A 13,782-nucleotide genomic window follows, 5' to 3' on the forward strand; every position below is an offset into this window, starting at 1 on the left:
ACTGGAGGAAATGTGATTTATGGGCGAATATATTCGAGGTGTGGTTGTTAAACTTCATGTAACTCCCGAACAAGAAGTTCTGTTTAAACAAAACTATGGCTGTACTCGTAAAACCCATAATGAGCTTTTAAATAAATATAAAGATAAGTATGGTGATTCTAATAAAATTCCAACTAAAAATGAATTAAATCAATTCTTAAAAGAATCTAAAAAAGAATTGCCTTACTTGGAGGAAACAGAGTCCACCAGTCTTCAACAGGCACGTGATGATTTACATAAAGCTTTTAAAAACAGTTTTAAAAGCAAAAGGCATAATACTCCAAAATTTCACTCTAAAAAGAAAATACGACCTAGCTTCAGACAAACTATCCGAAAAGAAAAAAGACCAGTAGAAAACAACACACTAACTTTAAGAAAACATGGCAAAGTAATCTTCAGCACAAGCATAGAATACCTGGATTTATTAAACAGTCCCAACACCAAATTCAACAACATCACAGTATATTATGATGGATTAAACCACTATGCATCATTCAACATTGAAACAAATCCGCCAGAACAACTGCCGTTAACAGGCAAGCACATTGGATGTGATATCAATTCCAACAAAAATGGATGGCTAGTCACAAGCGAAAGACAAAAAGAATTCTTTGATGTTAATCATGACAACCAAATGATCAAACACATCAATAAATTAATGTCCAAATGCAGAAAAGGAAGCAGACGATGGAAAAAACTACAAAAAAGACTACAAAAATGGTACAACAAAAGAACAAACCAATTAAATGACTACATTGAAAAACTAACTTACAACCTAGTCAAAGAATACGACACCATAGTCTTTGAAAAAAACTACTCCACTATCAAAATTTTAATCGGAGGAGAACAAAACATGATATTTCCTCTATCACAATTCATAAAAAGACTAAAAGACAAATTCCAACTCTACAAAAGCGAAGCAGACGGCGTACAATTCGTAAAACCACACAACACAAGCCGAACATGCCACTACTGCGGACACATAAACAAAGAGTTAAAAGTCAAAACAAGAAACTATGTTTGTCCAAAATGCGGAAAAATACTTGATAGAGACATAAATGCAGCAATTAATATTCTAAACCGCTGGTTCAACGGGGATTAGCCTGAAAATACTTAAATTAACCATATTAAGTGAAAAAATTCAGGAATCCCCACCCTCTTTTAGGGTGGGGTGGTTCAATCATTCGACAACAATACAAAAACCATCAAGGAATATGATAAATCAGTATTGGTCTTTTTAGAGTTAGATTCAACACTTGGGTTGGTGAATACTCCTATTGCATTAATAAATGAGGAGATAACATACACACCTTCACAAGAGGGAAACGGAACAGTAACAGCTAGACACTTAAATGCATACTACACAATTACTATAGAAAACTCTAAAATACCTACAGTCATTAAACCTGCTGCTGAATCTTATGAAGTATATGTGGATGATACTTGTGGTAATCTTGCTGTTCTTCAAAATGAAGACGGAAACAATATAACTGAGGAATATACATTAACCTACACTTCCAACAATGAATCTGTTGTTAAGATTGTAAACGATTCATTTGTTGCTGTCGGTGAAGGTAGTGCTGTCATTACTGTTTCATTCAACGGCACTGACAGATTTGCGGCTGCTGAAAGCAAAACAATTTATGTAACTGTGAAAAGGATTCCTACTGAAATTGTATCTTCTGCAGTGACAACAGTTTATAATGTTGACAAAAACCTCGTAATCACTTTAAAGGATGTCAAAGGTAATTCAGTCAGTGGAGTAAATATAACCGTTGACCTTAACGGTGCCAAAACATACACTACTGACAAGAACGGTCAGGTTAAAGTTCCAACCAAAGGATTGGTTCCTAAAGCATACACTGCAAAAGTAACCTTCGACGGCAACGCTAAGTATGTCAACTCATCCAAAAACGTCAAGGTCACTGTCAAAAAGGCGGCTTCTAAAATTGTCGCCAAGTCCAAGACCTTCAAGACAATCACCAAAACCAAAAAATATGCAATAACATTAAAGAACAATATTGGTAAACCAATCAGCAAAGCTGTTGTGTACTTGAAAGTCGCAGGCAAGACCTACAAGGCCACTACCAACTCCAAAGGTAAGGCTACCTTCAAAATCACCAAACTCAACAAGAAAGGAAACTTCAAGGCGACCGTAACCTTTAAGGGAAACAAATACTACAAGAAAGTGACCAAAAAAGTTACAATTAAGGTCAAACAGGTCTGGAAAACAGTTTCAAAAGGAAGCAAAGAATCTGCAAAAGTTAAAAAGATCCAACGTGCTTTGAAAAACAACGGATACTATTTAACCTACCAAGGTCACTACCTTAAAGTAGACGGTATCTATTGGGACTGTACTGTAAGGTCTGTCAAAGAGTTCCAGCATGACAAAGGATTGAAGGTAACAGGTAAGGTTGATGAAAAGACTGCCCTAAAACTCGGATTAATTTAAGGATAGGGGATTTCATTTCCCTATTTTTTCTATTTTTTTAAATCATTTCACCATTCAATATAATTCAATGTTTGCACCGGCATTATTGGAATAGATTTCAAAACAATACTTTTAATTATTTGTATTTCACATTAGCGTCATGCTTTCTAATAATATACTTACTTTATAAATGTACATATAGTGCAAATCTTAAAATTGGAAACATTTATAAGGCACTAATTACTAACATTATATTAACAAAATATATATGCCAATTCGTACCATCACTATATCAGACGTTTTGTATGAATTGTCGAAAGTAACTTTTCGGTGATAACATGACAATAATTAATTTAATTGAAAATGCATTTTCAAAAAACGATTTTGAAAGGGTTATAAGGCTTTGCGATGAAATCTCAGAAAACCAAAAAGCAATAAGCTATAAGGCAAGAAGCCTTTGTCTTCTTGAAAGGCCTCATGAAGCATTGGACGTTCTGGACAAGACCAATTATCCTGACAATCCATATCATCACTACATCAAGGCACAGGCGCTGATGGATATTGAACAATATGGTCAGGCAATCGAATGCTTTGAAGAGATTTTTGACCTTGAAGTGAATGATGAAACCTCCCTTGCATTCATGAAATTGGATTATAATATATGCCTCAGCTTAAGGCAAGACGAGCTGATAGAAATGGAAAAGTACGTCGATGCATGGAAAGTGAATCTCAAATCGCAATCTCCATATTCAATCGAAGGATTCACGAGACATGTAAGACAATATTCTTCAAGAGTAAAAAGCAGACAGTACTATGTGAGGATATCTTCTCACAAGGCAAAAGAAAAGCTGTTTTTATTTCTCGAAAAAAACGGATTTGAAATCAAAGACTTTGAAGGTCTTTTCTTTTTGATTGATGTGGTCGATAAAATATGCAAGGGTGATGACGGCAGAGGTGAAATCACAATTTCAGAGTCAAAATTCTATGACAAGGTTAACTTTCATCCCCATAACAAAATTGGGCTAAAAAATATATTTCATGAAAACGGAAAGATAGCATATGAAGGATATGTCCTAAACGGTGCACCATACGGTTTCGGGAAAGCCTACTTTGAAGACGGAACATTATACCGTGATGGCATATTTGACATTAATGGAATAGTTCAGGGAAAGGAATATTATCCTTCAGGACAGCTTCGCTTTGAAGGCAACTGGTGTCTTACAAGAGGATATGGGCCAAACGCACCCTGCAACGGCAATGCCTATGATGAGGATGGAAATCTGATATACTCTGGACAGCTTGAAATCAAAAGGAATGGCATGGGATGGCCGATGATTCAAAAGCCAAAAGGCTTCCCACTAGAACAGGAGAATAGACCAAAAATCGAATGTTATAATGGAGTGATAGAATGAAAATAAAAGATGGAATAGTAGGTTTGACAGTAGGAGATGCACTTGGAGTGCCTGTGGAGTTTCGCCCAAGAGAATATCTGATTGAAAATCCGGTAACCGGAATGATGGGTCATGGAACATACGACAAGCCAAAGGGAACCTGGTCTGACGATACATCACTGACACTGGCAACTATGCAGAGCATCGCAGCAAAAAATGCAATTGATTTGGAGGACATAATGAGGGAATTTGTGGCATATGCTCGGGAATCCAAATACTGCCAATATGAAGTATTCGACTACGGAAACACCACAATTGAAGCTATTAACAGATTCGAGAGAGGATATCCGGTTAACGAATGCGGAGGAAGAGATGAATATGACAATGGAAACGGATCTCTAATGAGAATACTGCCATTGGCATTCATTCCGGGCATTACATATGATGAAATCGAAAGCGTATCAGGACTTACACACGCCCATCCAAAATCCAAAATCTCCTGTGTGCTTTATATAGAAATAGCAAAGTCAATGCTTGAAAACAATCTTGAAATCGAAGAGCATATACAAAGGGCATGCGAAAAAATCCAGAAACATTATGAAGGCGTAGAGTATTTGGAGGAGTTTCGAGATATCTTTGAAATGGATTTCCATGTAAGTGAAGGCAGAAGCTATGTCATAAAAACCCTTGAAGCTGTTCTTTATTGCCTTTTGGAAACTGAAAACTATAGGGATGCAGTCCTTAAGGCGGTAAATCTCGGCCGTGATACAGATACAGTAGCGGCCATTACAGGAGGGCTTGCAGGTATATACTATGGCGATATCCCTCAGGAGTGGATTGATGACATTCCACAAATGGACTATGTCCTTGGAATATGCAGTGACTTTGAGAATTTCTGCCTAAAAAAATGAATGAGGAAATAACATGGGAGAGCTAACCCAATACATGTGTCTGAACTGTGATTTTACAATCCAGGACAATGACTTAAGGTATTTCATTGATGAGAAAACCAATTGCATAGTCATACATTCAATGGGAATGCGTACATTTGATATGGGGCGTGACAGCAAAATCAACGGGAAAATAATTCCATCATTCTGCCCGCACTGCCTGAAAGAAGTGAATTTCTGTCATAATGATGATATGGGAAATGTTGAAAAGATAATAACTTCACTTGAAACTGATGAAAAAGAATTTAAAAAAGATTTGGATGAAAGATATCCCTTTCGAAAAAAGGCTGTCATGCTTAAAGGTGCCGTTGGGCCGAAAGATGAGCATGGTAAATGTCCAAAGTGCGGCAGGAAAATAGAACTGATAACGCAAGATAACCAAGAATGTCCAAAGTGCGGGGCATGCTTTTAAGTTTTTTAGCCGCATTATATGATTGAGGATATAGTTAACTATATTGATGATAATTAAAAAATATGTTACTTAACAAGGTTGTGTTAAATATGAATTTCGAAAATCAACTTAAAGAATGCGATGAATTATATGAAAAACAGGATTATGAAGCTTTAATTGAAAAATGTGATGAAATACTTGGTCAATTTCCATACAATCCTAATGCAATATGCTATAAGGGAGTTTCCCTCCATAAACTAGGTGAAACTGATGAAGCATTAAATATACTTGAAAAAGGAGTCGAAACAAATCCTGACGATTGTCCTTTGAGAAATAATCTTGCATTGATATATTGTGAATTGGAAGAATACGAAAAAGTCCCTAAAGCTTTGCAAGGAAAGCTTTAAAACCAAAGGTCCTGTTTGGATTGCATAATCAAATTCTCAAATCTGTTGAATAATCTCGCGGATTTTGGTGGCAAGCTAATGATTATATGGGCTGAAGCTTAATGTGGTGATAAGATGGATGAAGAAAACTTAAAAAATGATGCTGAAATTGATAATTCTCGTTTGGAGGAACTAATTAAACAGGACATAACTCCCCAGATGCAAAGGGAAGTATTTGATATATTAAAGAAATCCAGACTCTTCCTGCCGATTGATTTTGGAGAGGATGCATTCAAGGGAATTGAAAACTCAGAACCCGGCGATGTAATTGAAGGCCCGAAAGGTTTCAGCATTCAATTTTTAACTGATGATAATGGAAACAAGGCAGTTCCGTTATTTACAAGTGAAGAGATGATGCAAAAGGCAGGCGTTCACACATCAGTAATGGTGATGTATATGAGCGACCTTGCTGGAATGCTTGCCCAAAGCGACAGGTATTCAATAATTTCAATCAACCCATTCACTGAATTTGGTCTGAACATGCCGATTGAAGCGTTTTTGGCACAGTTTGATATCAAACCTGATCCATTGAGGGAACTTCTGGCCAAAAAGGACATTAAGGATGATGAATTAAAAAAAGAGCTCATGTCCTCCCAGATGATTGTGGGCTGCGTTGATGCAGAAGAAGGCACAAGTTTTGTCATGATATGGGATGATAACAAAAAGTCTTATCTTCCATTGTTTACAGACATTGAAGAGTTCAAAAAGATTTTTGAAAAATACTCAGATGATGTATATCCTCAGGCATATTATTTCGCCGACTTGGTAAAGGTTGCAAAAGTTGATTTTGTGATAAATCCAGCATCAGAATCACTGATTTTGAGTCCTGAAGTATTTAAAGGACAGTGATATTGTGCACTTGTCAAAATCAAGGTATTGCGAAGGAGTTCAGTGTAAAAAGATTTTATGGCTTAATGAACACATGCCGGATAATGCGACTGATAAAGGCAGTGAAGCTATTCTTGAAACAGGAAGAAAAGTTGGAGAGCTTGCAAAGGGACTTTTCGGTGATTATGATGATGTTGTCTATGATAATGACATTGGCGTGAGAATTGAAAAAACCCAAAATCTTTTGAAGGATTGTCCCAATGTCATTACCGAAGCGTCTTTTAGTCATGATGACAATTTCTGCAGTGTCGACATTCTCAAAAATGATGCTGACGGCGTGGAAATATATGAAGTGAAAAGCTCCACAGAAATCAAGGACATCTACCTGGATGACGTTGCATACCAGTACTTTGTTTTAACAAGCGCTGGATTAAATGTCAAAAAAGCAGCCATTGTCTACATTAACAATGAATACGTTAGAGGAAGTGAGCTGGATATGGCTCAGCTATTCAATATCGAGGATGTAACAGATATTGTCAGCCAAATGCAGGATGAAATCAAAAGCAACATTTCCGCTTTCAATGATTTGGGACAAAGCGAACCGGAAATCGATATAGGGCAGCAGTGCTTTAATCCCTACCCCTGCCCTTACTGGCAGTACTGCACAAGAAACCTGCCGACCCCCAATGTATTTGACATTGCAGTTATGCAGAGACGCTCCAAATTCAAGAAATACTATGATGGTAAGATTTCATTCGAAGATCTCGAAAATGAAAACCTCAACCCCAAATACATGGAACAGATTGACTTCGAGCTTCATGACAGGGAACCGAAAATAATTAAATCCGCAATAGATGATGTATTGAAGTCTCTAAGCTATCCTTTGTATTTTATCGACTATGAAACCTGCCAGCATGCGATTCCTGAAATCGAAGGCACAAAACCTTATCAGCAGATTCCTTTCCAGTACTCGCTGCATATCATAGAAAAGAAAGGAGATTCATTAAAGCATAAGGAATTTTTGGCAGATGCAGATGATGATAATCTGATTAGAAACTTCGCCAAAAGAATGATTGCTGACATGCCGGAAGACGGAAGCGTAATCGTATACAACAAGGCATTTGAAGCTACACGAAACAAGGAAATAGCTGAGATGTATCCAGAATTCAAGGAGGACATGGAGAGATTCAATGCAAACATGGTTGATTTGATGGTGCCGTTTCGCGAAAGGAACTATTATACTAAGGAGATGGAAGGCTCATATTCAATCAAAAAGGTTTTGCCTGCATTATTTCCTGATGATCCTGAACTTGATTACAATGAATTGTCATTGGTGCATAAGGGCGATGAGGCATCAAATGCATTTTTAAGCTTGAAAAATAAATCACCTGAAGAGCAAAAACCAATAAGAAAAGCACTGCTTGAATACTGCAGGCTTGACACTTTAGCTATGGTAAAGATTTGGGAAAAATTCAGGCAAGTGTTGTTTGAATAAATTAATCCTGTTATGTATTAACCATCTGATAAGTTTCATCCATAATAATATCTTCCATTAATTAATCATAATTATTATCATATTAATCTAAAAGATTAAATATATTTTTTTTGTTTGAAATAAGAATAATTTAACGAATTGAAAGCAATATTGCACAATTAAATCAATAATAAAAAAATAAAACTAAATGGGAATTTGAAATTGGAGATAACTGATATTCAGTAAGATATTACTGTAGTTATCACTAAACAAAAATATGTCCAATGCCACACCATAAACAAAATACAAACACTAAATAGGCCCAATAATTATCGATTTTTCATCACTAAAAACTCTTTATTTTATATAAAGAAAACACTAAAATAATACGAACAATTCGTATAAAACGTATGAAAAAGTTGCGATACTTATCGTTTCAAGCACTAAAACTACAGTATTAAAATAATTTTCTAATAAAATAAGAACTTAATAATAGGATAGAGTTAAAAATAACTCTAAACCATTATTAAAAATTGGAACCATAAAATGAATTCCAACGAATATCCAATAATACTACTTGCCTTTTTTAATATATAAAATTTTGTAAAAAATAAAAAGTAATACTTTATATAATAAAAGTAATAAACAATAGTACTCTGGAACAGATAAAAATTTTATATAAAATTAGGAGTCATAGAATGATAAAGCGAATATCCAAAATATTTTATCCTCCTAAGGAAGGTGAGTTGATGGTAGAAATGCTTCTTGACTGCATTATTTTTTTAACAGTCACTTATATTCCTACCTATATTGGTTAAGAATATACAAGCATTTTTCTGATTGACGATTGATAGGAATCAAAGCTAGGTTAACAGTTTTCAAGGTGAGGATTCTAAAAAACGAACTTCGATGAAGTGGAATTTTAATTTGTGACATTATTTGAGAAATTGATTGAATTAATTAGTGTGGACTACCACTCCACTCTACCATCACCTCAAATATATCAAAAAATCATTAACTTAGGAAAAATTTAAATTAAAAAAGCAACAATTAATCAATCACATATTTTACGAAAAATTCGTATAAAACAATACTGTTAATTGAATTTGCCGTATGGTTATATGAATTTAGGAGTGATTCAATGCATGAAATTGATGGAATCTCAATAGGTGATGTAAATTATGATAATGTATGCCTGAACTGCCGTCATTGGAGAGTGGAAGTGCAGTTGAAAGGATCCTCAAAGAGTGTGGTCTGCACAAAGGGTCAGGGTCACACAAATCCGAGTGACACATGTGCAATGTTTTCACCGAACCCCTCCCTTGACAGCGTCCAGAACCCTAATCAATATTTTGATAAGAAAAATAAGATAGATGTCTGGAAACTCTGATTTTTTGGCGATTCTTGGACAGAAACCTAAAACATTTGGCAATTGCCTGTATTAAAGCATATACCTTGAAAGATGATGAGGTCATGAGCGGAAACAAAAACATTGCTACAGAATATGCGGGCGGGTCTTACTTCTCAGTTAAAGTCACAACAGCTGATGGGCATGTGGTCGTAGGTGATAGTGTCAAGTTTAAAATTGATGATAAATCATCCACTGTCAAAACAGACAGCAACGGAATAGCAAAAATCAAAATATCTCAAATTCCTAAAAAATACATAATAACAACTTAATATAAATGAAAATTAGTCAAAAACACAGTCACAGTAAAACAAGTCTTAAAAACAAGCAAAGTAACAGTCAAAAAGACAGCAAAGAAATTTACCTTCAAGGCAACCCTTAAAGTCAGGTAGTTGATATTTTTCATCTATTTTTTTTTAATTTTGAGGATATGGCTTATTTATAACTTCATATTAGCATTCTATTTTTTTTAAGGTATGTTATTGTTCGCAACCATGTCGATTTTACCGCAACATACAGGAAAGTTTTGTTTGCCGATGATGATTTTGGTTTTTTTAGGCTATCGGAACGGTTTTGGCATCTGAAAAGTTGACTGATGAGATTTATTTGTATGATGAATCGTCCGCTTAGGCATTGAAACCCAATATATACTGCAAATCAAAAAATGTAAAAGTTAAAATTATTTTTAAGTAGATTTTTCTAAATCTAATTTATGTCAAAAATTATTTTTTGTGGTCGCATTATTTTGCTTGCAGTTTGGGCAAATGCATGGAAAAGATATACATGGCACTAGAAACTTTTATCATATTTTAGCATATGTTAAAAATAATGAGTTGTTGGTGTGAGGAAAATGATGTTGAAGTTTGCCTTATGGTGATTTGTGATTACAAAATCTAAAATTCCAGTGGGCATAATGAGGGCAAGGATTTGTTGAAAACTCATTGATGAATTTTCACTATAGAAAAAAGTTATTAACAACTAACACACAAAATTAAATATGGATTTGGTGAGGTGTAAAAATATGGATTGTCATTTTTGCGGTGAAAAACTCATTGAAGGGTATCTTAATTGTCCCGGTTGCAGACATCTGGCTTTTGATATTGACTATCTTGAAAATATGGATAAGATGGAAAAGAAATATTCCAAAACTGGCCTTTTGGAACTGTCAGAGGAAAACTTGACATTTGAAGAGATTGTCACAATTTACACATTCATCGAAAGGGCAGACCATCATTGCGGTGAGGAATCGCTATTTGATGAATATAGTCAAAACGGAACATTTTCAAATTTGCGCAAAAGATTGGATGAAATGAGGTGAGGAAATTAAATGAGAGATAGACATTTCATGGAAGATGAAAATGAACTGCCTTATCTGGTTAGTGAGACAAGAGATGGCGGACGAAATGGTGGTGTTGCTTCACAAAAAATGGATTTTGATAATGTTCCTTATACTGTTTTTCCATCACGTATGAGACGCTTAAATCTGAATCAACACCATATAGACAATATAATCAATTCCGTTGAAATCAATGCAAGAAACTGCATAGTTTCCATGCACAAAAGGGATGATGAAATCATAATGACATTCCTGGTTGAAAATGAATATGTGGCAACTGAATTTAGGCTGCTTTATGATTTGAATTTCTCTCAGATTGAATATCTGGGAGGCACCACTTACCATGACAACCTGGAATCCAGGACATGGTTTATAAATGCAGTTAAAAAAATTGAAAAAGAAAACGGCTACAGGTATGCATTTTGCTTTGGGGGACATGATTTTTCCTTCAGCAATGGAAGACTTGTAGTGAATGGGGATTTCAAAAGCAAGGTGATGTTTGAAAAGGACGGATGCAGTGATCATTTCGATTATAATATTGATTTTGCCAAAAGAAAACTTGAATTTAACCATGTCTGTCCTTTCCATGAATTTTATGAATTCTTTTGCTAGAAAGGTGATAAAATGTATGAATGGCATATAGGAGACCCGGTGGACTGGGGTGACGGTTTTATGGATGCCCAGAATCAGGGTTATGGAAACGACGATGAGGAAGATGATCATTTCCCAGATAAACTAGAATCTGATAAGTATTCAAGAAAGGCATGGGATCTTTGCAACCAACACAAATATGAAGATGCACTTCAATATATTAATCTTGCACTGGACATGAATGGCCTGAATGCCGGAAACTGGAACATCAAGGCAATTATCCTAGATTTCATGGGAAGATACAGTGAGGCGGAAGAATGCTATAACACATCCCTTGGACTGTCCCGCAATAATCTGGTTTGTGACAACAAGGCAAGGATGCTTCGCTATTGGGCAGGCGAACTTATTGAAGAAGCAAAGAAAAAGCCTGACGGACTTCCCACATTATATGATGCATGGGACATTAACAAAAGGGCAATCGATGCGCTTCCGGGAGATAAAAGCGAAGAAAAGATTGGAGATTATTTCAGTCAAAGGGATACGATTGATTTTTACATAGACTATGAAAAGAAATATCAGAAAAATGTCGAAAGTATTAAAAGCCATGACAAATCGGAGCTTTTCACTATTGCCGGAAGGCATTTTTACACAACAGGCATTAATCCTGTGCCTGGAATGGAATTGAAGCTTGTAAGGGAACCCTACAATGAATTCGACCGTGATGCCATTGCGGTATTTGTTGATGATGAAAAGATAGGCTATGTTGCAAACAGTGACTATACGAAATATTATCTGACATCATCTGCGTCCGAAATCAAGGACAGGATTCATGGTGTGGCTTCGGCTGAATATGTGCTGTATCTCGAAAGATATGCAGATATACAGTTTGCCATTGGAAGGCTGGTTGGATGAATACCAATAATTTTTATATGCTTTTAAACAAATCTCTAAACAGTGAAGTATTTATTAGACTTTCGAAGAGGTCTTTTTTATGAAATGTCCAAATTGTAATACAATAAATCCAGACAATGCCCAATTCTGCAGAAACTGTGGCATGAATTTGAATGAAACTGATATTCCCGAAGAGGAAATAGTGCATGTTCCTACAGTCGAAACCGATGATGACTATCAGAAAGCCAATACGGATTCCGGAAATGATGGAAGACTATCGGACTGGACATCCTGCTGCATTTGTCTGGTGGTCATATTCATTGCATTTGCAATATTCAGTTTTCATTAAATCAACGATTAGGGGACAGGTATTATGACGGATGAAATCGATTATGTCAAACGCTCCCAATATAGATTCAAGGTAGTGAAGTCTCTGGATAATGATGCAAAAATGCCATCACAGATTGCAAGGGATACAGAAATTTTTCAAAATCATATATCCAATGTCCTTAGGCAGTTAAGGGAGCATGAGATTATTGAATGCATCAATCCTGAAGTCAGGAAAGGCAGACTGTACAGACTTACCGATAAGGGCGAGAAGGTTAGTGAAAATCTTTGATTATTATGCCAAAACAAACATGAAGCTGGTCAAAAGGAACCAAAAGTTGCACAATCCATATTTGCCATTGATGATTGGTGATGTTAGAGAGTGATGTATTCCAATATTGTAAAATTATTTAAAAATGAAAAATAAATATGATGAAATTGTTTATTCACCATATTTTTTATTGAAATCTTCTTTTTCGGCTGCAATTTTTCCTTCTAAAGTGGTTATTGTAGTAGCTGTTTTATCTTTAAGTTCAGAAATGCTTTCTTCAATATTTATTGTTTCTATAGTGTCGTCAAGGTCTTCTTGAAGATTTGCAATTAATTCATTTTTAGCCATTTGAATTCTTAATTGTGTTCTTAACAATATTTCTTCTAAAAGGTTGTCAGCTTTAAATAGAATTAAATCAGCATCTTCACCATTGTTTTCGATTGCTACTTGAACATCATTTGATAAAATAGTAATGGCTATGTCTGCATCATCTAATGCATCATCAATTCTTGCATCTGCTAAAGCCAGATGTGATTCTATTTTTTGCTGATTTCTAGCTTTTTTCTTTTCTAATACTTTTTCTTCAAATTTTATTTTTGCATTTGCTTTCTTTTGATTTGTGGCTAGTATTTTTTCTTCTTTTTTAATATTCAATTCTTCTTTTTTTTTCTTCGAAACTCATATTTTCACCAATTTAGTTTCAATTTAAAATTAATTTCAATTAATTAATTTTAATATTTAATATATTATTTTTCATTAATTAATGTTTTCTTTTTATAAATTTTAATTTTATCTTATTTTTGTTTATTTTTATTGATTAAATTAATTTAAAAATTAAAGTATTTTTATCTTTAAAATGCAAGAATGCCACAACTTCTGCAAGTTGTGGATGAATTGCACTATTGGGTCTACTGTCTTTTTTAATTAATTTTATTGTGTTTTATTTTATTTGCGTTTTTTTGAGGCTATTTTATGTCATGAATTTTTATTCAGTATACTTTTTTGTTA

16 protein-coding genes are annotated in these 13,782 nt (G+C 34.9%); 15 read left to right on the forward strand and 1 reads right to left on the reverse strand.

Annotated features, from left to right (window positions below):
- The first annotated feature begins 19 nt into the window (after positions 1-19).
- From QZN45_RS10255 to QZN45_RS10325, 15 genes are all read left to right on the forward strand, one after another.
- Positions 20-1,141, forward strand: coding sequence for a transposase (locus QZN45_RS10255; RefSeq protein ID WP_296812773.1), 1,122 nt, complete (start codon positions 20-22; stop codon positions 1,139-1,141).
- Positions 1,142-1,210: 69 nt separating this feature from the next.
- Entirely contained in the window at positions 1,211-2,491 is a 1,281-nt protein-coding gene (locus QZN45_RS10260; RefSeq protein WP_296812775.1) for a peptidoglycan-binding protein, read from the forward strand.
- 317 nt (positions 2,492-2,808) lie between these two features.
- Positions 2,809-3,882 carry a CDC27 family protein gene (locus QZN45_RS10265; protein ID WP_296812777.1) on the forward strand — a complete coding sequence of 358 codons (1,074 nt, stop codon included), beginning with the start codon at positions 2,809-2,811 and terminating at the stop codon, positions 3,880-3,882.
- Positions 3,879-4,772: an ADP-ribosylglycohydrolase family protein gene (locus QZN45_RS10270; protein WP_292882364.1), complete on the forward strand. Its 894-nt coding sequence runs from the start codon at positions 3,879-3,881 to the stop codon at positions 4,770-4,772. Before QZN45_RS10265 ends, QZN45_RS10270 begins: the two co-directional genes overlap by 4 nt.
- Positions 4,773-4,785: 13 nt before the next feature.
- Positions 4,786-5,223: a hypothetical protein gene (locus QZN45_RS10275; RefSeq protein ID WP_296812778.1), complete on the forward strand. Its 438-nt coding sequence runs from the start codon at positions 4,786-4,788 to the stop codon at positions 5,221-5,223.
- An 89-nt stretch (positions 5,224-5,312) separates the two neighbouring features.
- Positions 5,313-5,609: a M48 family metallopeptidase gene (locus QZN45_RS10280; RefSeq protein WP_292605837.1), complete on the forward strand. Its 297-nt coding sequence runs from the start codon at positions 5,313-5,315 to the stop codon at positions 5,607-5,609.
- 114 nt (positions 5,610-5,723) lie between these two features.
- Complete coding sequence (locus tag QZN45_RS10285; protein ID WP_292882358.1) at positions 5,724-6,497, forward strand: SseB family protein; 774 nt, start codon at positions 5,724-5,726, stop codon at positions 6,495-6,497.
- A gap of 4 nt (positions 6,498-6,501) precedes the next feature.
- Positions 6,502-7,971, forward strand: a complete 1,470-nt coding sequence (locus QZN45_RS10290) for a DUF2779 domain-containing protein (RefSeq protein ID WP_296812779.1) — start codon at positions 6,502-6,504, stop codon at positions 7,969-7,971.
- Positions 7,972-9,091: 1,120 nt separating this feature from the next.
- Entirely contained in the window at positions 9,092-9,340 is a 249-nt protein-coding gene (locus tag QZN45_RS10295; protein WP_296801950.1) for a hypothetical protein, read from the forward strand.
- Positions 9,341-9,375: 35 nt separating this feature from the next.
- Positions 9,376-9,630, forward strand: a complete 255-nt coding sequence (locus QZN45_RS10300; RefSeq protein WP_296801951.1) for a hypothetical protein — start codon at positions 9,376-9,378, stop codon at positions 9,628-9,630.
- A 749-nt stretch (positions 9,631-10,379) separates the two neighbouring features.
- A complete protein-coding gene (locus QZN45_RS10305; protein ID WP_296812780.1) occupies positions 10,380-10,676 on the forward strand; it encodes a hypothetical protein in 297 nt (98 codons plus the stop codon).
- Between the two features lie 9 nt (positions 10,677-10,685).
- A complete protein-coding gene (locus QZN45_RS10310; RefSeq protein WP_296812781.1) occupies positions 10,686-11,306 on the forward strand; it encodes a hypothetical protein in 621 nt (206 codons plus the stop codon).
- Between the two features lie 12 nt (positions 11,307-11,318).
- Positions 11,319-12,197, forward strand: coding sequence for an HIRAN domain-containing protein (locus QZN45_RS10315; protein WP_296812782.1), 879 nt, complete (start codon positions 11,319-11,321; stop codon positions 12,195-12,197).
- A 79-nt stretch (positions 12,198-12,276) separates the two neighbouring features.
- A complete protein-coding gene (locus QZN45_RS10320; RefSeq protein WP_292605850.1) occupies positions 12,277-12,525 on the forward strand; it encodes a zinc-ribbon domain-containing protein in 249 nt (82 codons plus the stop codon).
- A gap of 24 nt (positions 12,526-12,549) precedes the next feature.
- Positions 12,550-12,795, forward strand: a complete 246-nt coding sequence (locus QZN45_RS10325) for a winged helix-turn-helix transcriptional regulator (RefSeq protein WP_292605852.1) — start codon at positions 12,550-12,552, stop codon at positions 12,793-12,795.
- 150 nt (positions 12,796-12,945) lie between these two features.
- Here the strand turns inward: QZN45_RS10325 and QZN45_RS10330 are convergent, their stop codons facing one another.
- Positions 12,946-13,428 carry a hypothetical protein gene (locus QZN45_RS10330; protein ID WP_296812783.1) on the reverse strand — a complete coding sequence of 161 codons (483 nt, stop codon included), beginning with the start codon at positions 13,426-13,428 and terminating at the stop codon, positions 12,946-12,948.
- Between the last annotated feature and the right edge of the window lie 354 nt (positions 13,429-13,782).

The sequence above is a fragment of the uncultured Methanobrevibacter sp. genome (assembly GCF_900314695.1).
GTDB lineage: Archaea > Methanobacteriota > Methanobacteria > Methanobacteriales > Methanobacteriaceae > Methanocatella.

What these genes read in the sequence shown, in the direction of transcription:
- QZN45_RS10255 (WP_296812773.1), top strand. Translation starts at nt 20, where the DNA reads ATGGGCGAATATATTCGAGGTGTGGTTGTTAAACTTCATGTAACTCCC.
- QZN45_RS10265 (WP_296812777.1), top strand. Translation starts at nt 2,809, where the DNA reads ATGACAATAATTAATTTAATTGAAAATGCATTTTCAAAAAACGATTTT.
- QZN45_RS10270 (WP_292882364.1), top strand. Translation starts at nt 3,879, where the DNA reads ATGAAAATAAAAGATGGAATAGTAGGTTTGACAGTAGGAGATGCACTT.
- QZN45_RS10275 (WP_296812778.1), top strand. Translation starts at nt 4,786, where the DNA reads ATGGGAGAGCTAACCCAATACATGTGTCTGAACTGTGATTTTACAATC.
- QZN45_RS10280 (WP_292605837.1), top strand. Translation starts at nt 5,313, where the DNA reads ATGAATTTCGAAAATCAACTTAAAGAATGCGATGAATTATATGAAAAA.
- QZN45_RS10285 (WP_292882358.1), top strand. Translation starts at nt 5,724, where the DNA reads ATGGATGAAGAAAACTTAAAAAATGATGCTGAAATTGATAATTCTCGT.
- QZN45_RS10295 (WP_296801950.1), top strand. Translation starts at nt 9,092, where the DNA reads ATGCATGAAATTGATGGAATCTCAATAGGTGATGTAAATTATGATAAT.
- QZN45_RS10305 (WP_296812780.1), top strand. Translation starts at nt 10,380, where the DNA reads ATGGATTGTCATTTTTGCGGTGAAAAACTCATTGAAGGGTATCTTAAT.
- QZN45_RS10310 (WP_296812781.1), top strand. Translation starts at nt 10,686, where the DNA reads ATGAGAGATAGACATTTCATGGAAGATGAAAATGAACTGCCTTATCTG.
- QZN45_RS10315 (WP_296812782.1), top strand. Translation starts at nt 11,319, where the DNA reads ATGTATGAATGGCATATAGGAGACCCGGTGGACTGGGGTGACGGTTTT.
- QZN45_RS10320 (WP_292605850.1), top strand. Translation starts at nt 12,277, where the DNA reads ATGAAATGTCCAAATTGTAATACAATAAATCCAGACAATGCCCAATTC.
- QZN45_RS10325 (WP_292605852.1), top strand. Translation starts at nt 12,550, where the DNA reads ATGACGGATGAAATCGATTATGTCAAACGCTCCCAATATAGATTCAAG.